The organism is Stenotrophomonas sp. YJH_SMC_43 (assembly GCF_059372535.1).
In genome coordinates this window covers 511,923-536,122 of the sequence record NZ_JCAFVQ010000003.1, presented here as the reverse complement: position 1 = coordinate 536,122, position 24,200 = coordinate 511,923, and the positions used below count along the sequence as shown (strand labels likewise).

Below are 24,200 nucleotides of genomic sequence, written 5' to 3'. Positions count from 1 at the left end.
CGGTAGCGATGGGGAGATCCTAATGCATCGATCGCGTCGCGCGCGGCCGCCCTGGTAGCTGCCAACCCTGGTTGGCACACGTGGCAACACGGGGGGTCAGAGCCCGTTCCGTGGGAAAGGGATCCGCCGCCCCATCCACGCCTGCAGCCGCGCCACCTGCGCCGCATCCAACCGCAACCCCAGCTTGCTCCGCCGCCACAGCACGTCCTCGGCATCCAGGGCCCATTCGTGCTCACGCAGGAAGGCGACTTCCCGCGCATGCAGGCCGCCGCCAAAGTCCTCGCCAAGATCGTTCACACCCTGCAGGCCATGCAGCAGCTCCGCGCTGCGGCTGCCGTAGGCGCCGGCCCAGCGGCGTGCGATTTCCTCGGGCAACCACGGTGCCAGCGCCTGCAGGCGGGAGCGCGCCTGTGCGGCGTCACCCCAGTCGCTGCCCGGCAGCGGGTCTCCACCTGCCGTCCAGGCCGGTCCCATCTGTGGCAGAGCTGGCCGCAGCAGGTTCAGCGCTTCTTCGGCCAGCACCCGGTAGGTGGTCAGCTTGCCACCCAGCACATGCAGCGCCGGCGCCGGGTCGGACTGCAGCTGAAGGCGGTAGTCTCGGCTCAGCTTTGCCGCACGCGGGTCCGGGTCGGCCAGTAGTGGGCGCACACCGGCGAACTGCCAGACCACGTCTTGCGCAGTGATCGGCTCGCGCAGATAACGGTTGGCGGCCGCGCACAGGTAGCTCACCTCGGAGGGCAGTACGCCGCAGCGCGCCGGGTCACCGCGGTAGTCGGTGTCGGTGGTGCCGACCAGCAGATGATCGTGGGCGAACGGCAGCAGGAACACCACGCGGCCATCGGGCTGCAGCAGCAGGCAGGCACTGTCATCGGGCCAGGGACGGCGCAGCACGATGTGGCTGCCTTGTACCAGCCGCAGCGCGGGGCCGCCGCTGCGTGCCTCCATCTGCTCCAGCAGGCCGCCGGCCCATGGGCCGGCCGCATTGGCGACGACGCGCGCGGTCACATGCTGCTGTCCATCGGCGGATTCCAGCACGGCCTGCCAATGGCCCTGTACAGGGCGCAGCTCGATGCAGCGGCTGCGCACATGTACCTGCGCGCCACGTTGGGCAGCGTCCAGGGCGTTGAGCAGCACCAGGCGCGCGTCATCGACCTGCGCGTCGGCGTAGCTGAAGGCCTGCCGCAGGTCCGGAGAGAGCCAAGGGCCGAGCGGATCACGCTGAAGGTCCAGGACGTGCGAGGCGGGAAATGCCGGGCTGCGCCGGCCCAGGTGGTCGTACAGCCACAGTCCCATGCGCAGCATCCAGCGTGGGCGCAGGTGGGGTTTCCACGGCAGTACGAAGCGCAATGGATGGACCAGATGGGGCGCCTGCCGGCGTACCACCTCGCGTTCGCCCAGCGCCTTGCGCACCAGGCCCAGCTCGCCCTGTTCCAGGTAACGCAGGCCGCCGTGGACCAGTTTGCTGCTGGCACTGGAGGTATGCGCGGCCAGGTCGTGCTGTTCGCACAGCAGCACGCGCAGGCCGCGGCCGCTGGCATCACGGGCGATGCCGGCGCCGTTGATGCCGCCACCGATCACCAGCAGGTCGACGTCGTGCATCGTGCCTCCGCATCCTGTTTATGTAGAGCCGAGCCGCGCCACCATTGACCGTGGGCGCCATTGAACGTAACGCATCGCAATGCGCGCGGAGCCCGCCGCTCGACTCGGGATAGGGGCTTGGCTCGACTCTACATAAAAGCAGCCGAGCATGGGCTCGGCTCTACAGGTGGAACGCGGGTGACAGAAACGACGACGGGCCCCGAAGGGCCCGTCGCGTTACATCAGTGAAGCAGGTGCAGCCTGGATCAGAAGCGGGCGCCGATGCCGAAGCCGACGGTCCACGGATCCATCTTGGCTTCGCCGATCTTCTCGCCGCCCACCTTCACGTCCGGGCGCGAACGCATGTAGCGGGCGTCAGCACGGGCGAACCAGGTGGAGTTGATGTTCATGTCCACACCGACGGTGCCGATCACGCCCTTGGCATCCTTGAAGCGGATGTCGGTGTCAGCGCCGTTGCCCAGCTTCTCGTTGCTGAAGCTCGACTGGTAGTAGCCCACGCCCACGAACGGGCGGAACACGTTGTCAGCCTGGCCGAAGTGGTACTGGCCGCTCAGCGCGATCGGCTGCTGCTCGACCGAGCCCAGGCGGGCGTTGTCCGGGCCCTTGAACTTGTTGTCGAACTTGTCGGCAGCGCCCCACAGCTCAACGGCCCAGTTGTCGTTGATGTAGTAGCTGAAGCTGACGGTCGGCGCCGGGCCACCATCGGTCTTCTTCACGCCGGTGATCGGGTCGTTCTTCGGTTCCAGCAGCGAGATGCCGCCGACAACGGCAAAATGCTTGCCCGAAGCGGTGTCGGTGCTGCTGCTGTCCTGGGCGAAAGCGGCCGGCGCGAAGGCGGCGGAGGTCAGCAGGGCGAGACTCAGGATACGGATGGAGCGCATGGGGGTATCTCCTAATGTTTCTTGTTTTGGGCCCCCGGTTGCGGGGCGAGCACACCGTAGTCGCCCCAACATGAATCGAATCCGACGCACGTTAAAAAATAGTTTTCCTTGTTCAGCGACCGGAGCGAAAAGCCTGTTTTCATGGGCTTTTCGGCCTTCGGCGACATTCATGCAGTTGGAGAAGATGTGAGCGAAGCAACGGTGTGCATCGGCCTGCAAGCGCAGGTGAACATGAAGTGCCGGGTGCTGCTGCTGGGTTCGATGCCCGGCGTTGCGTCATTGCAGGAGCAGCGCTACTACGCGCATCCGCGCAATCGCTTCTGGCCTGTGCTGGCCGATATCTGTGGCTTCGACGCGGGTCTGCCCTATGCGCAGCGACTGCAGGCACTACAGGCGGCAGGTATCGGCCTGTGGGATGTGATCGGCCAGTGCGAGCGGCGTGGCAGCCTGGATGCCGACATCGTGCGTGGCACGGAAGTGCCCAATGCGCTGCCGGCATTGATCGCTTCGCTTCCTGAGCTGGAGCTGATCGGCTGCAACGGTGCCGCTTCGCTGAAGGCATTCCAGCGTTGGGTGCTGCCCTGCCTGGAGACTCCGCCAAGGCTGCTGGCACTGCCGTCCACCAGCCCGGCCAACGCGGCCTGGTCGCTGCCGCGGCTGCGCCAGGCCTGGCAGCCGGTAGCCGACGCACTGGCGACATGAAGCGGACATCGTCCGGACAATACGCTACCGACTGGTCGCGGCCGCAACCCATGAGCAACAGCGTGTCCCGGCTGCGTGAGTACTGAAAACACCTGTAACGGTTGGCGCTGGCCCCCGCTGGCCGCACAATAGACGTTTCCCTACACCAGATTGCCGGAGTTATCCCCATGGCCGAAATCAAGGAAGCACTTGTCCCCGATATCGGTGACTACAGCGATATCCCGGTAATCGAGGTGCTTGTCGCCGTCGGCGACACGGTCAAGAAGGACCAGGGCCTGGTGACGCTGGAAAGTGACAAGGCGACCATGGAAGTGCCGTCGTCGGTGGCTGGCGTGGTCAAGGAACTGAAGGTCAAGGTCGGCGACAGCCTGTCCGAAGGCAAGGTCGTGGCGCTGATCGAAGTGGCCGAAGGCGAAGCCGCCAAGCCGGCCGCTGCTGCTCCGGCACCGGCCAAGGCCGCTGCCCCGGCTGCCGCTACCCAGAGCGCGCCGGCTCCGGCCGCTGCTGCCCCGGCTGCCCCGGCCGCCAGCGGTGGCGCGGTGGAGGCGCTGGTGCCGGATATCGGCGATTACTCCGGCATCCCGGTCATCGAAGTGCTGGTCGCCGTCGGCGACACGGTCAAGAAGGACCAGGGCCTGGTCACGCTGGAAAGCGACAAGGCCACCATGGAAGTGCCGTCGTCGGTGGCCGGTGTGGTCAAGGAGATCAAGGTCAAGGTTGGCGACAATCTGTCGCAGGGCAATGTGGTCGCCATCATCGAAGCCGAGGGCGCTGGCGCACCGGCGCCGACCAAGGCTGCCGCAGCCGCCGCTCCGGCTGCCGCCGAGACCGCCACCAAGGTCGAGCCGGTCGCTGTGCCGGCGCAGCCGGACAGGCTGGCGGCCCGCGAGATCGCCTCGGCCGGTACCCCGTCCAGCCCGCCGGTGCAGTTCAACGCCGATGGCGTGCTGCCGGCCAAGGTGCCGTATGCCACCCCGGCGGTGCGTGTGTTCGCCCGCGAACTGGGCGTGGACCTGCTGCAGATCAACGGCACCGAGAAGGGTGGCCGCATCACCAAGGGTGACGTGCAGAAGTTCGTCAAGGCCGCACTCAGCGGTGGCGTGCCGGCTGCCGGCGGTGCTGCTGTCGCTGCCGGTGGTGGCCTGAACCTGCTGCCGTGGCCGAAGGTCGACTTCAGCAAGTTCGGCGAGACCGAAGTCCAGCCGCTGTCGCGCATCAAGAAGATCTCGGGTGCGAACCTGGCCCGCAACTGGGCCATGATCCCGCACGTCACCCAGTTCGAGCAGGCTGACATCACCGATCTGGAAGGCCTGCGCGTGGCGCTGAACAAGGAAAACGAGAAGGCCGGCATCAAGCTGACCATGCTCGCCTTCCTGATCAAGGCCAGCGCCGCGGCGCTGAAGAAGTTCCCGGAGTTCAACGCCTCGCTCGATGCCAGCGGTGAAAACCTGACCCTGAAGAAGTACTTCCACATCGGCTTTGCCGCCGATACGCCGAACGGCCTGGTCGTGCCGGTGATCCGCGACGTGGACAAGAAGGGCGTGGTGCAGATCGCGCAGGAAACCGGCGAACTGGCCAAGAAGGCGCGCGACGGCAAGCTGGGCCCGGCCGACATGAGCGGCGGCTGCTTCTCGATCAGCTCGCTGGGTGGCATCGGTGGCACCGCGTTCACCCCGATCGTCAATGCACCGGAAGTGGCCATCCTGGGCGTGTCCAAGTCGTCCATCCAGCCGGTCTGGAACGGCAAGGAATTCGCACCGAAGCTGATGCTGCCGCTGTCGCTGAGCTACGACCACCGCGTCATCGACGGCGCTCTGGCCGCACGCTTCACCACGTACCTGTCGCAGGTACTGGCCGACATGCGCCGCGTGCTGCTGTAAGGCACCGCTTCGCCCCCACCGTGCGGCCGCAGCCCCTGGCGCGGCCGCGTGAACAGATGCAGTGACAGCCCGCCGGCCATGCCGGGCGGGCACGAGGAAAACCCACCATGGCCACGATTGAAGTCAAGGTTCCCGACATCGGCGATTACAGCGATGTGCCGGTGATCGAAGTATTGGTCGCCGTTGGCGACACGGTGAAGAAGGATCAGGGTCTGGTGACCCTGGAATCGGACAAGGCCACTCTGGAAGTGCCGTCCTCGGCTGCTGGCGTGGTCAAGGAAATCAAGGTCAAGCTGGGCGACACCCTGTCCGAGGGTGCCGTGGTCGTGGTGCTGGACGCTGAAGGCGTCGCCGAAGCCCCAGCCAAGGCCGCTGCGCCGGCTCCGGCAGCAGCTGCTCCGGCCAGCAAGCCGCCGGTGACCCCGTCGCACCGCGCCCCGGCCGAACCTGCCGCACCGAAGCCGGCGTTGTCCAGCGGCAAGCCGGCCGACATCGAATGCGAGATGGTTGTGCTGGGCTCCGGTCCGGGCGGCTACACGGCGGCGTTCCGCGCCGCCGACGTCGGCCTGGATACGGTGCTGGTCGAGCGCTACGCCAGCCTCGGCGGCGTCTGCCTCAATGTCGGCTGCATTCCGTCCAAGGCACTGCTGCATGCTGCTGCGGTGATCGACGAAGTGGCCCACGCCGGTGATTTCGGCGTCGAGTTCGGCAAGCCGACCATCACCCTGGACAAGCTGCGCCAGTACAAGGAAAAAGTCGTCAACCAGCTGACCAAGGGCCTGGCCGGCATGGCCAAGCAGCGCAAGGTCCGCAGCGTGCAGGGCGTCGGCAAGTTCGTTTCCGCCAACGAACTGGAAATCACCGCAGCTGACGGCAGCACCCAGCTGCTGCGCTTCCAGAAGTGCATCATCGCCGCCGGTTCGCAGGCGGTGAAGCTGCCGAACTTCCCGTGGGACGACAAGCGCGTGATGGATTCCACCGACGCGCTGGAGCTGGCCGAAGTGCCGGGCTCGCTGCTGGTCGTCGGTGGCGGCATCATCGGCCTGGAAATGGCCACCGTGTACGGTGCGCTGGGCAGCAAGGTCACCGTGGTCGAGTTCATGGACCAGCTGATGCCGGGCGCCGACAAGGACCTGGTCAAGCCGCTGGCCGACCGCCTGAAGAAGCAGGGCATCGAAGTGCACCTGAAGACCAAGGCCTCGGGCGTCACCGCCGATGCCAAAGGCATCACCGTCACCTTCGAAGCTGCCGAGGAAGGCCAGGCGCCGGCATTGGCGCAGGGCACCTTCGACCGCGTGCTGGTGGCCGTGGGCCGCTCGCCGAACGGCAGGAAGATCGATGCCGAGAAGGCCGGCGTGCAGGTCACCGAGCGTGGCTTCATCCCGGTGGATCGCCAGATGCGCACCAACGTGCCGCACATCTTTGCCATCGGCGACATCGTCGGCAACCCGATGCTGGCCCACAAGGCCACGCACGAAGGCAAGCTGGCCGCCGAAGTGGCTGCCGGCCACAAGAAGGAGTGGGTGGCCCGCGTGATTCCGTCGGTGGCCTACACCAACCCTGAAATCGCTTGGGTCGGCGTGACCGAGACCGAAGCCAAGGCCAAGGGCCTGAAGGTGGGCGTGGCCAAGTTCCCGTGGGCCGCCAGTGGCCGCGCGATCGGCATCGGCCGTACCGAGGGTTTCACCAAGCTGATCTTCGACGAAGAGACCCACCGCATCATCGGTGGTGCGATCGTTGGCGTGCATGCCGGTGACCTGCTGGCCGAGATCGGCCTGGCCATCGAGATGGGTGCCGAAGCCGAAGACATCGGCCACACCATCCATGCGCACCCGACACTGAGCGAATCGGTGGCAATGGCCTCGGAAATCTACGACGGCACGATCACCGATCTGTACATGCCGAAGAAGAAGTAAGGCGCCTGCGCCGTTCCAAATGAAAAGCCCCGGCATTTGCCGGGGTTTTTTTGTTGAGCCTCGATCACTCTCATTGCGAGCGTTCGGGCCGCAGCGCGGGTGGCAGGCATTTGGACAAATGTCCCCCGTCGCCCGCCTGTGGCGGTCGCCTCCTCCTTTACTTTGTCCAAACGCCTGCCACCCACGCAGCGGCTCGGCTTGCGGATAGTAAGAGCCAGTGCCAAAGCCGCCCGGATGCCTGACACGCGGGGGGAGAGGGGCTTGCGTGCGAAGTAAAGGAGGAGGTGACGGCCGCAGGCCGGCGCCGGGGGACATTCGCTCGCAAGCCCCTCTCCCCCCGCGCTCGACCAACCCGCTTCTGCTTGACCGTGCAAACAAAAAAGCGCGGCCCCGATGTTCCGGAGGCCGCGCCAGGAGAGAGAATGCCGTGGAAGGGGCGGGTGTCAGAACACGAAGCTGACGCCGGCCACCGGGCCCTTGAATTCCTGCTTCAGGCCGATGGTGCCGTCGCTGCCCTTCTTGTCCGCGTCCAGCTTGAACCAGTCATAGCCGGCGAACACGCCGAAGTTCTTCGTGAAGCGGTAATCGACGATGGCGTTGGCGCGGCTCAGGTCGCCCTTGTAGTCATCAAAGCTGCCCCAGCGCGTGTTGAGGTACTGGCCCTGCAGCGTGATCATCCACTTCTCGGACGGGGTGAAACTCAGCCGCGCACCGACCACCGGCGCCACGCCGTCGGTCTTCTCGTTGAGGAACTGGCCTTCGTAGACGGTGCCCAGATCCGCGTAGGCCTTGGTGCTCACCTTGGCGTACTCGGCACCCAGCTGCAGGCCGAGGTCGAAGGTATCGGTGTCCACCACCGAGTAGTCATAGACCAGGCTGGCGACCTGGTACTTCAGCTCGCCCTTGACGAAACTGCCCGACGGCACGTTGACGTCACCGAAGGAAATGTCCTGGCCGAGGGTCTCGCGGCGGTCCTTGTCGTACTTGAAGTAGTTGAACAGCAGGCGCTGGCGGTTGCTGATGCGGAACATGCCGTCGATGCGCGGCTCCCACTCCTTGCCACCCAGCTTGAAGTCCTCGGAGAAACCGATGTCCTGGCCGGCCACGTTGGTCTTGCCGCGGAGAGTATTGTCCGAGTCGATGTTCATCGCACCCAGGCGCAGGGCGAAGCGGTCGTCGCCTTCAGCGGCGTGGGCGGCAGTGGCGAACGAGGCGCCGGCGGCGAGCAGGGAGAGGGCGAGCAGGGTGGGTACAGGGCGCATCGAAGAGTCCTTGCAGTGGTTCATCAGAATGAAGACCACTGTGCCGGACAGGCCCGTCCACCATCCGTGAACGTATGGTCCACGGCGTGTGCACGGTTCAGCGCTGTCGCGACGATGCAAAAAGATGGCCCCGGAGCCGGGCTTCGGGGCCATCGTGGGACCTGCGGGGCGGAGCGTCGACGAGGTTGCTGCAGGCAGGTCGAAAGATCGGACCGGCGCATTCGGCGAAAGTTCCGCCGGATGCGACCAAAGTTCAATATTGCGCCGCAGCATCATACGGACGTCATTGTCCCCCGGGTGGCACGCAAAAATGTAACCGTTACCGCAACTTGCGGCTTCCCGGGATGAACAGGCAGCGGTTGTCTCGCAAATTGTCCCATTGCTATAATTTGGCGGCTCGATGAGGCCCCCCTGCTGTAGCCGCCTCAGCCCTCCACTTGCAACCACGCGGGACGTCCTGTGCTGAACTCCGTTGATGCGGGTCGGCGACTGATGCTGCGCGCCGCGGTCTACCCGCTGGCCGCAGTGGCTGTCCTGGCCCTGGCCTTCCTGCTGGTAGGTCCGAAATATGCCCTCGGCGCGCTGGCGTCCGGTGTGGCCATTTCGGCCGGTGGCTGGGTGGCGGCACGGATGGCACTGGGTGGTGGGGCACTGGCCGCAGGATCGGCGATGGCTCGCCTGATCATTGCGATCGTGGCCAAGTGGGTGGTGGTTTTCGGCGTCCTGCTGGTGGGGTTCCTGGTCTTCAAGCTGCCTGCATTGGCGCTGTTGGCCGGTATCGCCGTCGGCTTGATGTTCCAGGTCCTGGCCATGGCCAGGCGTTGACAGAATTCAATTAACTGAAGGTTCCGGACACATGGCGGGCGAGGCTCTAACCCCTACCAGCTACATCCAGCATCACCTGCACAACCTGACCGCACCGGTCGGCAAGGGTGAGGGTATGTTCTGGCATATCCACGTCGATACCTTCCTCACTGCGGTCCTGATGGGCCTGGTGATCGTTGTCGCGTTCTGGCTGGGGACCCGCAAGGCCACCGCCGGCGTGCCGGGCAAGTGGCAGGCCTTCGTCGAGATCTGCCTGGAGTTCGTCGACCGCCAGGCCAAGGACACCTACCACGGCAAGAGCAAGCTGGTCACGCCGATCGCCATCACCATCTTCTTCTGGATTCTGCTGATGAATCTGCTGAAGATGATCCCGGCCGATTTCATCGCCAAGCCGCTGGAGTGGGTGGGCGTGCACTACTGGAAGCCGGTCCCGACCGCTGACGTCAATGCCACCCTGGGCATGGCCATCAGCGTGTTCTTCCTGATGCTGTTCTTCGCACTGAAGTCGAAGGGCCTGGGTGGCTTCATCAAGGAATTCCTGACGGCGCCGTTCGGCAAGTGGATGATGCCGTTCAACCTGATCCTCAACATCGTCGAGTGGCTGAGCAAGCCGATCTCGCTGGCGATGCGACTGTTCGGCAACATGTTCGGCGGCGAAATCGTGTTCCTGCTGATCTGGGTGCTGGGTGGTGCCGGTTTCTTCGGTGCCATTGCCGGTGGTGTGTTCGGCCTCGGCTGGATGCTGTTCCACCTGCTGGTGATCCCGCTGCAGGCCTTCATCTTCATGATGCTGTCGATCGTGTACCTGAGCCTGTCGGAAGACGCTCACTGAGTTTCAAGCTTCAACGCGTTTCAACCTTCATCCGTTTCATCACCCTTAGCAACTTAAGTTCCTGGAGATAACCATGTACTTCGCCGTCCTGACCAACTTCGCGCAGATTCAGAGCTCCACCGCCCTTGCCGTCGGCATCATGATCGGCCTGGCCGCGCTGGGCGCCGGTCTGGGTCTGGCCATCATGGCTGGTAAGTTCCTGGAGTCGGCCGCCCGCCAGCCGGAACTGATCCCGGTCCTGCAGGTCCGTATGTTCATCACCGCCGGCCTGATCGACGCCGCGTTCATCATCTCGGTCGCCGTCGGCCTGCTGCTGGCCTTCGCCAACCCGCTGTCGGCTGCCTTCGCTGGCGCCGTCACCAAGGCTCTGGCCGGCTGATACAGCGGTTTGAGACGACCGGGTGCTGATGCACCCGGTTTCGGATGAAGGCCGGATGCGCCGCTACGGCGGCGCGTCCACCCCGAAACCAGCGATCGAGCTAACCATGAATATCAATTTCACCCTTCTTGCGCAGGCGCTGGCCTTCGCTGGTCTGATCTGGATCATCGCGACCAAGATCTGGCCGCCGCTGATGAACGCGATCGAAGAGCGCCAGCAGAAGATTGCTGAAGGCCTCGCTGCTGCCGACCGCAGCCAGAAAGATCTGGCCCAGGCGCAGGAGAAGGTCAACGAAGCGCTGAAGGAAGCACGCACCAAGGCCAACGAGATCATCGATCAGGCCCACGCACGTGCCAACCAGATCGTTGATGCTGCCCGTAACGAAGCGATCACCGAAGCCACCCGTCAGAAGGAACTGGCCCAGGCTGAAATCGACGCCGCCGCCAACCGTGCCCGTGAAGATCTGCGCAAGCAGGTGTCCGCGCTGGCCGTGACCGGTGCCGAAAAGCTGCTCAAGCGCGAAATCGACGCCAACGCCCACAAGGCGCTGCTCGACGAGCTGGCCTCGGAGATCTAAGGATGAGCCAGGCCCTCACGCTTGCCCGCCCGTACGCCCGCGCCGCGTTCGCGACCGCGCGCGACGAAGGCGCGTTCGCGCCGTGGTCGGACGCCCTGGCGTTCTCCGCCCACGTCGCCGCCGACCCACGCGTGGCGGCCCTGCTCGCCAACCCGGAGCTGGGTCGTGACGACGCCGTCGCCCTGCTGGCGCCGGTGTCGCACGGCGAGACCTACTCGCGCTTCCTGGCCATCCTGGCCGAATCGCATCGTCTGCCGCTGCTGCCGGAAATCTCCGGCATGTTCGACGCCCTGCGCGCCGAAGCCGAGCACGTGGTCAAGGCCACCGTCACCTCGGCCGCCGAACTGTCGGCCAGTGAGCTGGACGCGATCAAGGTCGCGCTGCGCAAGCGCTTCAACCGCGAGGTCGATGTGACCACCGCGGTCGATGCCTCGCTGATCGGCGGCGCCGTGATCGACGCCGGCGACGTGGTCATCGATGGTTCGCTGAAGGGCAAGCTGGCCCGTCTGCAGACCGCGCTCGCTAACTGAATTCATTTAACGTCCGGCCCCGCTGCCGGCACTAGGACTTGACGATGGCAACCACGCTCAACCCCTCCGAAATCAGCGAACTGATCAAGAACCGCATCGAGAAGGTCAAGCTGGCCGCGGAATCGCGCAACGAAGGCACCGTGACCAGCGTGTCCGACGGCATCGTGCGCATCTTCGGTCTGGCCGACGTGATGCAGGGCGAAATGATCGAACTGCCGAACAACACCTTCGCCCTGGCCCTGAACCTGGAGCGCGACTCGGTCGGCGCCGTGGTGCTGGGTGACTACGAGCACCTGCGCGAAGGCGACGTCGCCAAGACCACCGGCCGCATCCTGGAAGTGCCGGTTGGTCCGGAGCTGCTGGGCCGCGTCGTGAACGCGCTGGGCGAACCGATCGACGGCAAGGGCCCGCTGGGCACCGACCTGACCGCTCCGGTGGAGCGTGTTGCTCCGGGCGTGATCTGGCGCAAGTCGGTCGACCAGCCGGTGCAGACCGGTTACAAGTCGGTCGACTCGATGATCCCGATCGGCCGTGGCCAGCGCGAGCTGATCATCGGTGACCGCCAGACCGGCAAGACCGCGATGGCGATCGATGCGGTGATCAACCAGAAGGGCACCGGCATCAAGTGCGTGTACGTTGCGATCGGCCAGAAGGCTTCGACCATCGCCAACATCGTGCGCAAGCTGGAAGAGAACGGCGCGCTGGCCCACACCATCGTGGTGGCCGCGACCGCTTCCGAATCGGCTGCCATGCAGTACATCAGCGCCTACTCGGGCTGCACCATGGGTGAGTACTTCATGGACCGCGGCGAAGACGCGCTGATCGTGTACGACGATCTGTCCAAGCAGGCCGTTGCCTACCGCCAGATCTCGCTGCTGCTGAAGCGCCCGCCGGGCCGTGAAGCCTACCCGGGTGACGTGTTCTACCTGCACTCCCGCCTGCTCGAGCGCGCTGCCCGCGTGTCCGAGGAATACGTCGAGAAGTTCACCGAAGGCAAGGTCACCGGCAAGACCGGTTCGCTGACCGCGCTGCCGATCATCGAAACCCAGGCCGGCGACGTGTCCGCGTTCGTTCCGACCAACGTGATCTCGATCACCGACGGCCAGATCTTCCTGGAAACCGACCTGTTCAACGCCGGCATCCGCCCGGCCGTGAACGCCGGTATCTCGGTGTCGCGCGTCGGTGGCTCGGCCCAGACCAAGATCATCAAGAAGCTGTCGGGCGGCATCCGTATCTCGCTGGCCCAGTACCGCGAGCTGGCTGCGTTCGCGCAGTTCGCCTCGGATCTGGACGAGGCGACCCGCAAGCAGCTGGAGCGTGGCCAGCGCGTCACCGAGCTGATGAAGCAGAAGCAGTACGCGCCGATGTCGATCGCCAACCAGGCGCTGTCGATCTACGCCGTCAACGAGGGTTACCTCGACGACGTGCCGGTCAACAAGCTGCTGGCGTTCGAAGAAGGCCTGCACGCCCACTTCGCCAACACCCAGGGCGAACTGGTCAGCAAGGTCAACGCCACCGGCGGTTGGGACAACGACATCGAAGGTGCCTTCAAGAAGGGCATCGCCGAGTTCAAGACCACCGGCAGCTGGTAATCCAGCGCTCGTAGAGCGGGGCTCGCCCCGCTCAAACGGTTGAACAACGCGGGGCATCAGCCCCGCGCCACGGGAAACAAGAGATGGCAAGCGGACGCGAAATCAAAACCAAGATCAAGAGCGTGCAGAACACCCGCAAGGTGACGCGCGCCCTGGAAATGGTCTCGGCCTCCAAGATCCGCAAGGCGCAGGATCGGATGAAGACCTCGCGTCCGTACGCGCAGGCGATGAAGCAGGTGATCGGCCACCTGGCCCAGGCCAGCACCGACTACCAGCATCCGTTCCTGGTCGAGCGCGAGCAGGTCAAGCGGGTCGGGTTCATCGTGATCTCCTCCGATCGCGGCCTGGCCGGCGGCCTGAACAACAACCTGTTCCGCAAGATGCTGGGCGAAGCCAAGGCATGGCAGGACAAGGGTGCGGAAGTGGACCTGGTGACCATCGGCCAGAAGGCATCGACCTTCTTCCGCCGCGTGAAGGTCAACATGGTCGGCAGCGTGACCCACATCGGCGACGTGCCGAAGCTGGAATCGCTGATCGGTGTGATCAAGGTCATGCTCGACGCCTTCACCGAAGGCAAGGTCGACCGCGTGTACCTGGTCTACAACCGCTTCGTGAATACCATGGTGCAGAAGGCCAGCTTCGATCAGCTGCTGCCGCTGCCGCCGGCTGAGAAGCAGGTCGCTCACCACGACTGGGATTACCTGTACGAACCCGATGCCGCGACCGTGCTGGAGCACGTGATGACGCGTTACATCGAGTCGCTGGTGTACCAGGCACTGCTGGAAAACGTCGCCTCCGAGCATGCCGCACGCATGGTTGCGATGAAGGCGGCGAGCGACAACGCCAACAAGCTGATCGGCACCCTCCAGCTCGTCTACAACAAGGCGCGCCAGGCAGCGATCACCCAGGAAATCTCCGAAATCGTCGGCGGCGCGGCAGCAGTCTGACCGCGTTCGTTCAAAGCACACATTTAGAGGATGCAGCAATGAGTCAGGGCAAGATCGTTCAGATCATCGGCGCGGTCGTCGACGTCGAATTCCCGCGTGAGTCGGTGCCGAAGGTGTACGACGCACTGAAGGTCGACAACACCGAAATCACCCTCGAAGTCCAGCAGCAGCTGGGTGACGGCGTGGTGCGTACCATCGCCCTCGGTTCCACCGACGGCCTGAAGCGCAACCTGGTTGCCACCAACACCAACCGCGGCATCTCCGTGCCGGTCGGCGCTGGCACCCTGGGCCGCATCATGGACGTGCTCGGCCGTCCGATTGACGAAGCCGGCCCGGTGGCCGCCAGCGACAGCTGGGAAATCCACCGTGCGGCCCCGTCGTACGAAGACCAGTCCCCGGCCACCGAACTGCTGGAAACCGGCATCAAGGTCATCGACCTGATGTGCCCGTTCGCCAAGGGCGGCAAGGTCGGCCTGTTCGGCGGCGCCGGCGTCGGCAAGACCGTCAACATGATGGAACTGATCAACAACATCGCCAAGGCGCACAGCGGTCTGTCCGTGTTCGCCGGCGTGGGTGAGCGTACCCGTGAGGGCAACGACTTCTACCACGAAATGAAGGACTCCAACGTCCTGGACAAGGTGGCGATGGTGTACGGCCAGATGAACGAGCCGCCGGGCAACCGTCTGCGCGTCGCCCTGACCGGCCTGACCATGGCCGAGTACTTCCGCGACGAGAAGGACGAAAACGGCAAGGGTAAGGACGTCCTGCTGTTCGTCGACAACATCTACCGCTACACCCTGGCTGGTACCGAAGTGTCGGCACTGCTGGGCCGTATGCCGTCGGCCGTGGGTTACCAGCCGACCCTGGCCGAGGAAATGGGCGTCCTGCAGGAGCGCATCACCTCGACCAAGAACGGTTCGATCACTTCGATCCAGGCCGTCTACGTTCCCGCGGACGACCTGACCGACCCGTCGCCGGCGACCACCTTCGCCCACCTGGACTCGACTGTCACCCTGTCGCGTTCGATCGCCTCGCTGGGTATCTACCCGGCCGTCGATCCGCTGGACTCCACCAGCCGCCAGATGGACCCGCTGGTCATCGGCCACGAGCATTACGACACCGCCCAGCGCGTCCAGCAGACCCTGCAGAAGTACAAGGAACTGAAGGACATCATCGCGATCCTGGGCATGGACGAGCTGTCCGAAGAGGACAAGCAGGCCGTGTCGCGCGCCCGTAAGATCGAGCGCTTCTTCAGCCAGCCGTTCCACGTGGCCGAAGTGTTCACCGGTTCGCCGGGCAAGTACGTGCCGCTGAAGGACACCATCCGTGGCTTCAAGGCCATCGTTGATGGCGAGTACGACCACCTGCCGGAGCAGGCGTTCTACATGGTCGGCGGCATCGAAGAAGCGGTCGAGAAGGCCAAGAAGATGGCCGAGAAGGCCTGATCCGGGACGGGCGGGAGCGATCCTGCCCGACCTGACGCCGGCGCCGGGCAACCGCCCGCGCCGGTGGACCCCCACGGTGGCATTGCGCCGCCGCGAACAGCGAAGAGATTTGCATGAGCACGATCCGTTGCGACATCGTCAGCGCCGAGCAGGAAATCTTCCGTGGCGAAGCGACCCTGGTCGTGGCCACCGGTGAGCTGGGCGAACTGGGCATCGCGCCCAAGCACGCGCCGCTGATCACCCGCCTGAAGCCGGGCAAGGTGGTGGTGACCACGCCGAACGGCGAGCAGCTGGATTTCGCCATTTCCGGCGGCATCCTGGAAGTGCAGCCGCAGGTGGTGACCGTGCTGGCCGACACCGCGATCCGCGCGCAGGACATCGACGAAGCCTCGGTCCGCAAGGCCAAGGAAGAAGCCGAGCGCATCCTGGCCAACCGCGGCGAGGCGATGGAAGTGGCTGAGGCCCAGCAGAAGCTGGCTGAAGCCGTTGTCCAGCTGCAGGCGCTGGAGCGCCTGCGCAAGAACCTCAAGCACTGAGGTTCGCGCTGCACCCACGAGAACGCCGGCCCTGTGCCGGCGTTTTTGTTTGGGCGGCGGGTCGAGTCGACTGTCGCGCGCAGCGAGGGATTTCCGCGGTCTGATGGAAGGGCAGTCGATTGACCGTCGACGCTACCGATCCCGATCCTGACGTCGTATCAGCGGTACACCACGTGCCGCAGCAGCAGGAAGGAAATCACGGCCAGGCCGCCCTCCACCAGTGGCTTGGCCAACCAGGCGTACTGCAGGCCCAATGCATGGTCGGCGCTCAAGACCAGCAGCGTGCTGGCGGTGGTGAGCAGCAACCACAGCGGCAGGAAGCGTGCGAAGCGTCGCCAGCCCAGCCGTTGCTCGCCGTCGGCAGTGGCGAAGGTGATTCGCCCGTTCAACCAGAACCCCAGCAGCATGCCGGCCACGCGCCCGGCCAGGTTGCCCTGCACCACGGGCAGGCCGGCGGCCGTGACCAGCACGAACACCGCCCAGTCGAGCAGCAGTTGCAGCACGCCGATGATGAGGTAGCCGCTTCCCTGGCGGAGCAGGCTCATGGTCGGAGTGTGGGCGGGCAGATCCCCATGTTAACGGCCCACGCTCTAGAATCACCGGCAACGAACTACGGACTGCTGCTCCCATGACCCAAGCCCTGCACGTCATCATCCTCGCCGCTGGCGCGGGCAAGCGCATGAAGTCGGTGCTGCCGAAGGTGCTGCAGCCGATCGCTGGGCAGCCGATGCTGGCGCATGTGATCGATGCCGCCCGCGAGCTGCAGCCGGCCGCGATCCACGTGGTCTACGGCCATGGTGGTGAAGCGGTGCGCCAGCACTTTGCCGACCAGCCCGATCTACAATGGGCCGAGCAGGCACAGCAACTCGGTACCGGGCACGCCGTCGCGCAGGCGATGCCGCAGGTGCCCGACGCCGCGCAGGTGCTGGTGCTGTACGGCGACGTGCCGCTGATCCGCGCGCAAACCCTGCGCGACCTGCTGGCACAGCCGGGTCGACTGGCGGTGCTGGTCGCCGATGTCGATGACCCGACCGGTTACGGCCGCGTGCTGCGCGATGCCGAAGGCAAGGTCGGCTCGATTGTCGAACAGAAGGACGCCACCGACGACCAGCTGCGTGTGCGCACGATCAACACCGGCATCATTGCCGCCGAGTCGACCGCGCTGCGGCGCTGGCTGTCGCAGCTGTCCAACAGCAACGCGCAGGGCGAGTACTACCTGACCGACGTGTTCGCCTTTGCCGCGCACGAGTACACCCCGGCCGAGATGGCGCTGGTGGCCGACGCGCAGGAAGCCGAAGGGGCAAATGATCCCTGGCAGCTTTCGCAGCTGGAGCGTGCCTGGCAGCGCCGTGCGGTTCGGGCCCTGTGCGCGCAGGGCGCGCGCGTGCGTGACCCGGCACGCCTGGATATCCGTGGCACCGTCACCGTGGGCAGCGACGTGCTGATCGATGTCGACGTCGTTCTGGAAGGCAATATCGTGCTCGGCGACGGCGTCACCGTGGGCCCGTTCAACCGGCTGAAGGACGTCAATCTTGGCCCGGGCACCGAAGTGCGCGCGCATTGCGACCTGGAAGGCGTGGTCACCGAAGGTGCTGCATTGGTGGGGCCGTTCGCACGGCTGCGCCCGGGTACAGTGCTCGCCGATGGCGTGCATGTCGGCAACTTCGTCGAGACCAAGAAGGTCACCCTCGGTGTTGGCAGCAAGGCCAATCACCTGACCTACCTGGGCGACGCGGTGATCGGCAGCAAGGTGAACATCGGTGCCGGCACCATCACCTGCAACTACGACGGCGTGAACAAGTCGACCACCACCATCGGCGACAACGCCTTCATCGGTTCCAACAGCGCATTGGTGGCACCGGTGCTGATCGGTGAGGGCGCCACCATCGCTGCCGGTTCGGTCATCACCCGCAACGCCCCGGATGGCAAGCTGACGCTGGCACGTGCACGACAGGAAACCATCGATGGCTGGAAGCGCCCGCTCAAGAAGTCCTGAGCCACGCATCCCGCACGCCGACGAACTCGGCATGCTGCCGGCAATTGAACAACGTGCCGGTGAGCTGCTGAAGGGGCACCAGGCCTACCCGGTATTTGCCGGGCATGGCCTGGACCTGCCGACGCTGCAGGATGGCCTTCAACGTGGCCAGTTGTGGGTGCTGGATGCGGCTGACGGTGGCATCGCGGGCTACCTGCTGGCCGGTGAGCTGTGCGGTGACTTCCATGTGCTGCAGATGGACGTGGATCCCGCGCACGCGCGCCGCGGTCATGGTCGCGTGTTGTTGCGCCATGCGTTGGCACAGGCCAGGGCTGGCGGCTACGCGGCAGCGGTGCTGACCACGTTGTCCGACGTGCCGTGGAATGCGGCCTTCTATGCCAGTGAAGGGTTCGAGGTAGTGCCCGAGGCGCAGTGGAACGATGGCCTGCGTGCGGTGATGGCCGAAGAAGCCGCGCTTGGGTTCCCGATGCACCTGCGGGTGGCGATGCGGCAGGTCTGGTAGGTGCCGACCTGGGTCGGCACGTCCACGCATGGCGTGGATCTGCCCGCTCAGCCCACCGGCAACAGAATCGACACGCACAGCCCGCCATCGCCGCGGTTCTGCAACGACACCCGACCACCGTGTGCCTCCACGATCTCGCGGGTCAGCGCCAGCCCCAGCCCGGTGCCATTGCGCTTGGTCGAATAGAACGGCATCAGCGCATTCTGCAGCACCTGCTCGTTCATGCCCTTGCCGCGGTCAAGCACATCCAGGCGCAGCCACTGCGGCAACCGGGTCAGCTGCACCTGTACATCATCGTTCGGCGGCTCTGCTTCGGCGCAGGCTTCGTGCGCGTTCTTCAACAGGTTCAGCAGCGCCTGCCCGAACTGCGCGATGTCGATGCGGCTGCTCAGTTCTTCGTCCGGCTCGCGCTCCATGGTGAACGGGATCTGCTGGCGCAGGCTGGACAGGAAGGGGGCCCAGTGCACGGTCTGCAGTTGCGGCTGCGGCAACTTGGCAAAGCGTGCGTAGCCACGGATGAAGCCTTCCAGGTGACGCGCCCGGTCCTCGATGGTGGTGAAGATCTCGGGCAGCCGGTCAAAGCGCTCACGCTGCACCAGCACGCCGCCGGAATGGGCGAGCGAAGCGATCGGCGCCAGCGAGTTGTTGAGCTCGTGGCTGATCACCCGGATCACCTTCTTCCAGGTCTGCACTTCCTGGCGGCGCAGTTCGGCGGTCAGCAGCCGCACCAGCAACAGGTCGTGCGGGCGGCCGTTGAGCTGGAACGCGCGGCGCGAGAGGTGGTAGACCTGCTCGTCATCCTCGTCGCCGTCCTCGCCCTCGGCATGCACCGCGAACAGGCTGTCACCGCCACGGGCGATGGCATCGCGCAGTTCCACCGGCACCTGTTCCAGCACGTCCTCCAGGCGCTGGCCTTCCAGCTTCCAGCCGCCATGCAGCAGCTTGCGTGCCGCCAGATTGGAGAACACCACCCGGGCGATGCCATCACCGCCCGAGGCGATCAGCAGCATCGCCACCGGCGTGTTCTGCACCATTGTGTCCAGCAGCAGTTCACGCTGCACCAGGCCCTGCCGCTGCTCACGCAGTACATCGCCCAGTTCGCGGTGGGCCTGCACCAGGTCGCCCAGCTCGTCGTTCCCCGGCCAGTGCACGCCGAAGTTGTACTCGCCGTCGCGATAGCTGCTGGTGGTACCCGCCAGGGCCCGCATCAGAGATCGCACCGGGGCGGTCGCCCGGCGCAGGGTCCACCACATCAATGACAGCAGGATCAACGCCGACACCGTGGTCACCACCCAGCCATGGTCCATCCAGTAGGCCAGCAGCCACGGCAGTGCCGCCGCCAGTGCCAATACCGGCAGCAGGCGCAGGAACAGGCGGAAAGTGAACGAGCGGCGTTTCATTCGCGGGGAATACCGTGGCGGTCCATGCGCCGGTACAGCGCCTGGCGGCTCAGGCCGAGTTCTGCGGCGGCCTGGGCGATGACGCCATGGTTGCGCGCCAGCACATCTTCGATGCGTGCACGGTCGGGATCATTGCCCGCACTGGGGGCCGGGCGCGGTGTGGCGGCTGCGCGCGGCAGGTTGAGATCGGCCACTTCGATGCGGTTGCCGGTGGCCAGCAGCTCGGCGCGCTGGATCACGTTGCGCAGCTCGCGCACGTTGCCCGGCCAGGGGTGCCGCTGCAAGGCCGCGGTGGCCGCAGTGGACAACGGCTTGCCAGCGGTCAGGAAGCGCTCGGCCAGCGGCACGATGTCGCCCGGTCGTTCGGCCAGCGGCGGCAGCACCAGTTCTACCGTGTTGAGGCGGTAATAGAGGTCTTCGCGGAAGGTACCGTCGCGGATCATCGCCGGCAGGTCGGCATTGGTCGCGCTGACCACGCGGACCTTGACCTGGCGCTCGCGGTTGGAGCCCAGGCGCTCGAAGCGGCCGGTTTCCAGCACGCGCAGCAGCTTCATCTGCCCGCCCAGTGACAGGTTGCCGATCTCATCCAGGAACAGGGTGCCGCCATCGGCGGCCTCGAACTTGCCTTCGCGGGCCTTGTTGGCGCCGGTATACGCACCGGCTTCGGCACCGAACAGTTCGGCTTCGATCAGTTCCGAGGGCAGCGCGCCGCAGTTGACTGCCACGAACGGCCCTTTGGCCACCAGGGAATTGGCCTGGATGATCTGCGCGATCTTTTCCTTGCCGGCACCGTTCGCGCCGGTGATCAATACCGGCAGTTCCGAGCGTGCGACCTGGCAGGCCAGCGCGATCACGCGCTCGCTGGCGGGGTCGGCGAAGACCGCGCCGCACAGGTCGTACTTCTCTTCCAGTGCGTTGCGCTGGTGCAGTTCACGGCTGCGGCGCCGGTCCAGTTCGCGGCGCGCCTCGGACAGTTCCAGCAGGTTGTTGACCGTGGTCATCAGCTTGCGGTCGTCCCAGGGCTTGGCCAGGTAGTCGGCGGCGCCGGCCTTGACCAGGTCCACGGCGCTGCTCAGATGGGTCCACGCCGTGAGCAGGATCACCGGCAGGTCCGGATGGCGCGCGCGGATCTGCGCGAACAGGGCCTCGCCTTCCTCGCCGGAGGTGGTGTCCTCGCTGAAGTTCATGTCCTGGATGACCAGGTCGACCGGCTGTGATTCGAGCAGCGCCAGCCCGTCGGCGGGCGTCTGCGCCTGCAGGGTGTCGATGTCGTGCAGGGAGAACAGTACGTCCAGCGCGGTACCCACGCTGGCGTTGTCGTCGATGATCAGGATCGCAGGCATCAAACGGTTCTGCAGAAAGGGATGGGCGGCGCCGTTGGAGCCGTTCGTGTCCACGCACCGGGAGAGCCCGGCGCCACCCATCAAGCATAGCCAAACCCGTGGTTGTGCAGGAGCGGCCCCTGCTCAGCGCCGGGGAGGCGCCGGGGGCGCTGGCGGCGCAGGTGGCGGCGGCACTTCCAGTGCCTGGCGCCAGGCTGCGGCGTCGACCGCCACCGTCAGTTCGCGTCTGTCGCGGCGCAGCAACAGATAGGCGGTGGCGGCGTGGGAATGGCGCAGTGCCTCGGCCAGATGTTCGACCCGGCGCACCGCCGTGTCGTCCACGCGGAGGATGCGATCACCGCTGCGCACGCCGAAGCGTGCTTCCGGGCTGGCAGCCTCCACGCGCACTTGGCCCTCGGTCGAGCGCAGTGACAGCCGCGCGGCATCCTGGCGCCATTCCAGTGTCTGCGCGTTGCCACCGCCGGCCAGCGCCGGCAGCGGCAGGAGCAGCATCAGGCACATCGCGCAGGCACGCATCTCAGGCGCCCCGCGTGGCGACCGCAGGCGGTACCGCCGCCGCGCGCCGTGCCGGACCGAACACCGCGATCTGGCCCAGCACCCACAGCAGCAGCGCACCCAGCGGCAGGTAGTACAGCGGCATGCGCGGCAGCTCGTACAGGTTCATCAGCGCCAGGTTGATCGCGTAGGCCGCCAGCATGCCCAGCACGATGCCCAGCGAGGCCAGCAGGAAGTTCTCGGTCTGGAAGTAGCGCAGGATCTGCCCGCGGGTCGCGCCCAGCGCACGGCGGATGCCGATCTGCTTGCTGCGCTGCTGCACCCAGAAGCTGGCCAGGCCGATGATGCCCAGCGCAGTGACCACCAGCAGCGAGATGCTGACGGTGATCAGCAGGCCGACCATCGCGCGGTCGTTCTTGAAGAAGTCCTTGCGCTGGTCTTCATAGGTCAGCTTGTCGCGCATCAGCCGGTTGGGATCGTTGCGTTCCAGCGCGGCGGCACCGGCATCGAGGACCTCCTGGCGGCGCTCTGGCGAAGTGCGCAGCACATAGGTGCCACCTTCATCGAAGGTGCGCCGCATGGGCAGCAGCATCGAGTTGGTCCAGTTGTCATTCCAGCCATTGGGCGTGCTGAGCGTGTCGACGATGCCGACCACATGCAGCGGCTGCTTGCCCATGTAGTAGGTCTTGCCCAGCGCACTGCCGTTGGGTTCCATCTTGGCGGCGGTGGCCTGGGTGAAGATCACCGGAATCGCCTTTTCCTTGGCGCCGCCCTTGCTGGCGTCTTCGAAGTTCTGGTATTCGTCGGGCAGGAAATCGCGGCCTGCGATCAGGTTGATGCCCATCGTGGCCAGCCCGTTCTCGGACAGGGTGTACATCGAGGCGTTGGTGGTCGGCCGTTCCTGGTCGACCTCGCGCGAGATGCTGCTGCTGGAGGAGCCGTTGCGGAAGGGAACCTGGTTGATGATGGTGACGTTGCTGACGCCGGGAATCGCGCGCAGCGATGCCAGGTCCTCGCGGGTGCGGGCCATGGCGTCGGTCTGCTTGCCGATGCCACTGACGCGCAGCATCACCAGTTCGCTCTCGGCGATGCCGCTGGGCATGCTGATCTTCTCCACGCGCTGGCTGACCAGGAACAGCGCGTTGCAGACGATGGCGCAGGTCAGTGCGACTTCCAGCACGATCAGGGCAGCGGCAGTCTTGTGCCGGCGCAGCGTGCTGAGGATGGGGCGGATGTCCATGGGAGTCCTCGTTCGGGTGCTTACTGCGACTTGAGCTGGATGGCCGGGGTGACCTGCATGGCGCGCCAGGCGGGCAGGAAACCGGCAGCAAGGCTGGCGAGCAGGGTCAGGCCCAGTGCGAGCAGCAGCATGTTGCCGTCCAGGTGGGCCAGCTTGGCGTATTCCACCGGTTGCTGGCGCACCGCGAACAGGCCGAGCAGCGCCAGGCCGATACCCAGCACGCCACCGACCACGCCGACCGCACCTGCTTCCACCAGGCATTGCAGGAAGATCTGGCCGCGGCTGGCACCGAGCGCGCGGCGTACGCCGATCTCACCGCTGCGACGCAGGAACTTGGCCAGCAGCAGGCCCACCGTGTTGACCAGGCAGACACCCAGGAAGCCCAACGCCAGCCACAGCTGCAGGCGCACGTCGCTGGGCACCGCGCCGTTGAAGTCAAGCCATTCCATCACGGTGCGCAGGCGCACGTTCGGCGGATGCTTGAAGCGGCCGGCCTCGCGCTGCTGGGTCGAGTAGTTCTCCAGGTAACGACGGTAGTCGCCAGCCTTGGCCGGGTCCATCTCCACCCAGTACTGCAGCCACGCGCACGGTGCGTTGAGCGAATAGCTGTTGCCGTCCGGATTCTCGCCGAAGCAGTTCATGTTGCCGTTGCTGCCCAGCTTCAGGTCGAAGGAGGTGGAGATCGGCAGCAGCAGGTCTTCGTTCTTGCCGTAGCTGCCGGTGGTCAGGTCGTAGAAGTGCGGTTCCGGGCTCCATTCCTTCATCACGCCGACGATGCGGTAACTCTGGCCTTCCATGCGCAGGTCGCGGCCCACGCTGTTGGCGCCCTGGTACAGCTTGTCATTGAGCGCCTTGGAGATGACCACCACGCGCGCACGGCCTTCATCGTCCTCGCGCGTCCAGGGGCGGCCGTACTGCATGGGCACCTCGAACATCGGGAAGAAGTCGGCCGAGGTCCAGCGGGTGTCGATGCTGAAGGGCTTGAGGGTGCTGTTGTCCGGTTCGATGGTGCCGCCGCCGCCGCTCATCAGCGCCTGGCGCTCGCCCTTGGCTTCGCGCAGCAGGGCTTCACCGTCGAAGCGGGTCAGCTGGGTTTCCGGTTCCTCGCCGGCGACGTAGGCGCCGGTCGCGGCGTCGAGCTGGACGTAGAACAGGCGGTCGCTCTTGCCGGGAATCGGGTCACCGGACAGCACGTGGAACACGGTCAGGGTGGTCATCGAGGCGCCGATGCCGAGCGCGATGGCAACCACCATCAGCGCGGTCAGGACCTTGTTGCGGCGGAAGCTGCGCACCGCCAGTCGGGCGTAGTAGGCGAACATGG

General features: G+C 65.7%; 23 protein-coding genes. 14 read left to right on the top strand and 9 right to left on the bottom strand.

Annotation, left to right across the window (positions count from 1 at the left end; genetic code table 11):
- Positions 1-96: 96 nt before the first annotated feature.
- Together glpD and AC5QAH_RS14595 are read right to left on the bottom strand one after the other, a co-directional pair.
- A complete protein-coding gene (gene glpD, locus AC5QAH_RS14600; RefSeq protein ID WP_495232421.1) occupies positions 97-1,599 on the bottom strand; it encodes a glycerol-3-phosphate dehydrogenase in 1,503 nt (500 codons plus the stop codon).
- A 245-nt stretch (positions 1,600-1,844) separates the two neighbouring features.
- Positions 1,845-2,480, bottom strand: coding sequence for an OmpW/AlkL family protein (locus tag AC5QAH_RS14595; protein ID WP_010481310.1), 636 nt, complete (start codon positions 2,478-2,480; stop codon positions 1,845-1,847).
- Between the two features lie 186 nt (positions 2,481-2,666).
- On the opposite strand from AC5QAH_RS14595, the gene AC5QAH_RS14590 reads away from it, so the two are divergent.
- The 3 genes from AC5QAH_RS14590 (at position 2,667) to lpdA (ending at position 6,978) form a co-directional block, all read left to right on the top strand.
- Entirely contained in the window at positions 2,667-3,182 is a 516-nt protein-coding gene (locus AC5QAH_RS14590; protein WP_029379745.1) for a DNA-deoxyinosine glycosylase, read from the top strand.
- Positions 3,183-3,349: 167 nt separating this feature from the next.
- Positions 3,350-5,062, top strand: coding sequence for a dihydrolipoyllysine-residue acetyltransferase (aceF, locus tag AC5QAH_RS14585; protein ID WP_126560089.1), 1,713 nt, complete (start codon positions 3,350-3,352; stop codon positions 5,060-5,062).
- A gap of 107 nt (positions 5,063-5,169) precedes the next feature.
- On the top strand, positions 5,170-6,978 hold the full coding sequence (gene lpdA / locus AC5QAH_RS14580) for a dihydrolipoyl dehydrogenase (RefSeq protein WP_100446773.1): 1,809 nt from the start codon (positions 5,170-5,172) through the stop codon (positions 6,976-6,978).
- A gap of 443 nt (positions 6,979-7,421) precedes the next feature.
- Here the strand turns inward: lpdA and AC5QAH_RS14575 are convergent, their stop codons facing one another.
- Positions 7,422-8,240, bottom strand: coding sequence for a hypothetical protein (locus AC5QAH_RS14575; protein ID WP_010481314.1), 819 nt, complete (start codon positions 8,238-8,240; stop codon positions 7,422-7,424).
- 459 nt (positions 8,241-8,699) lie between these two features.
- Between AC5QAH_RS14575 and AC5QAH_RS14570 the strand changes: the two genes are divergently transcribed.
- From AC5QAH_RS14570 to AC5QAH_RS14530, 9 genes are all read left to right on the top strand, one after another.
- Positions 8,700-9,065 (top strand): hypothetical protein, encoded by a 366-nt coding sequence (locus tag AC5QAH_RS14570; RefSeq protein WP_006394654.1) that lies wholly within the window; start codon positions 8,700-8,702, stop codon positions 9,063-9,065.
- 31 nt (positions 9,066-9,096) lie between these two features.
- The gene (gene atpB, locus AC5QAH_RS14565; RefSeq protein ID WP_010481316.1) at positions 9,097-9,897 is read left to right on the top strand and encodes a F0F1 ATP synthase subunit A; all 801 of its coding nucleotides are present in this window, start codon (positions 9,097-9,099) and stop codon (positions 9,895-9,897) included.
- Positions 9,898-9,970: 73 nt separating this feature from the next.
- Positions 9,971-10,276, top strand: a complete 306-nt coding sequence (atpE, locus tag AC5QAH_RS14560) for a F0F1 ATP synthase subunit C (protein ID WP_005411133.1) — start codon at positions 9,971-9,973, stop codon at positions 10,274-10,276.
- Between the two features lie 106 nt (positions 10,277-10,382).
- Complete coding sequence (locus AC5QAH_RS14555; protein WP_005419512.1) at positions 10,383-10,853, top strand: F0F1 ATP synthase subunit B; 471 nt, start codon at positions 10,383-10,385, stop codon at positions 10,851-10,853.
- Between the two features lie 2 nt (positions 10,854-10,855).
- Positions 10,856-11,383, top strand: coding sequence for a F0F1 ATP synthase subunit delta (locus AC5QAH_RS14550; protein ID WP_010481321.1), 528 nt, complete (start codon positions 10,856-10,858; stop codon positions 11,381-11,383).
- A 44-nt stretch (positions 11,384-11,427) separates the two neighbouring features.
- A complete protein-coding gene (gene atpA, locus AC5QAH_RS14545; RefSeq protein ID WP_005411130.1) occupies positions 11,428-12,975 on the top strand; it encodes a F0F1 ATP synthase subunit alpha in 1,548 nt (515 codons plus the stop codon).
- An 83-nt stretch (positions 12,976-13,058) separates the two neighbouring features.
- Positions 13,059-13,922 (top strand): F0F1 ATP synthase subunit gamma, encoded by an 864-nt coding sequence (gene atpG / locus AC5QAH_RS14540; RefSeq protein WP_010481324.1) that lies wholly within the window; start codon positions 13,059-13,061, stop codon positions 13,920-13,922.
- 38 nt (positions 13,923-13,960) lie between these two features.
- Positions 13,961-15,367: a F0F1 ATP synthase subunit beta gene (gene atpD, locus AC5QAH_RS14535; protein WP_010481327.1), complete on the top strand. Its 1,407-nt coding sequence runs from the start codon at positions 13,961-13,963 to the stop codon at positions 15,365-15,367.
- Between the two features lie 113 nt (positions 15,368-15,480).
- Positions 15,481-15,903 (top strand): F0F1 ATP synthase subunit epsilon, encoded by a 423-nt coding sequence (locus tag AC5QAH_RS14530; protein ID WP_005419509.1) that lies wholly within the window; start codon positions 15,481-15,483, stop codon positions 15,901-15,903.
- A 158-nt stretch (positions 15,904-16,061) separates the two neighbouring features.
- Here AC5QAH_RS14530 and AC5QAH_RS14525 read toward each other — a convergent pair whose 3' ends face one another.
- Positions 16,062-16,448, bottom strand: coding sequence for a GtrA family protein (locus AC5QAH_RS14525; protein WP_495232420.1), 387 nt, complete (start codon positions 16,446-16,448; stop codon positions 16,062-16,064).
- A gap of 83 nt (positions 16,449-16,531) precedes the next feature.
- Between AC5QAH_RS14525 and glmU the strand changes: the two genes are divergently transcribed.
- Together glmU and AC5QAH_RS14515 are read left to right on the top strand one after the other, a co-directional pair.
- Positions 16,532-17,899 (top strand): bifunctional UDP-N-acetylglucosamine diphosphorylase/glucosamine-1-phosphate N-acetyltransferase GlmU, encoded by a 1,368-nt coding sequence (gene glmU, locus AC5QAH_RS14520; protein ID WP_010481330.1) that lies wholly within the window; start codon positions 16,532-16,534, stop codon positions 17,897-17,899.
- Entirely contained in the window at positions 17,868-18,401 is a 534-nt protein-coding gene (locus tag AC5QAH_RS14515) for a GNAT family N-acetyltransferase (protein ID WP_053443550.1), read from the top strand. The genes glmU and AC5QAH_RS14515 overlap by 32 nt, the downstream gene beginning before the upstream one ends.
- Positions 18,402-18,448: 47 nt before the next feature.
- Here the strand turns inward: AC5QAH_RS14515 and AC5QAH_RS14510 are convergent, their stop codons facing one another.
- The 5 genes from AC5QAH_RS14510 to AC5QAH_RS14490 form a co-directional block, all read right to left on the bottom strand.
- A complete protein-coding gene (locus AC5QAH_RS14510; RefSeq protein WP_010481333.1) occupies positions 18,449-19,801 on the bottom strand; it encodes a sensor histidine kinase in 1,353 nt (450 codons plus the stop codon).
- Entirely contained in the window at positions 19,798-21,144 is a 1,347-nt protein-coding gene (locus tag AC5QAH_RS14505; protein ID WP_010481334.1) for a sigma-54-dependent transcriptional regulator, read from the bottom strand. Before AC5QAH_RS14505 ends, AC5QAH_RS14510 begins: the two co-directional genes overlap by 4 nt.
- 123 nt (positions 21,145-21,267) lie before the next feature.
- Entirely contained in the window at positions 21,268-21,645 is a 378-nt protein-coding gene (locus tag AC5QAH_RS14500) for a PDZ domain-containing protein (protein ID WP_019338856.1), read from the bottom strand.
- Positions 21,646-21,661: 16 nt separating this feature from the next.
- Positions 21,662-22,879, bottom strand: coding sequence for an ABC transporter permease (locus AC5QAH_RS14495; RefSeq protein WP_010481336.1), 1,218 nt, complete (start codon positions 22,877-22,879; stop codon positions 21,662-21,664).
- A 20-nt stretch (positions 22,880-22,899) separates the two neighbouring features.
- On the bottom strand, positions 22,900-24,198 hold the full coding sequence (locus AC5QAH_RS14490) for an ABC transporter permease (RefSeq protein WP_049411040.1): 1,299 nt from the start codon (positions 24,196-24,198) through the stop codon (positions 22,900-22,902).
- Positions 24,199-24,200 lie beyond the last annotated feature (2 nt).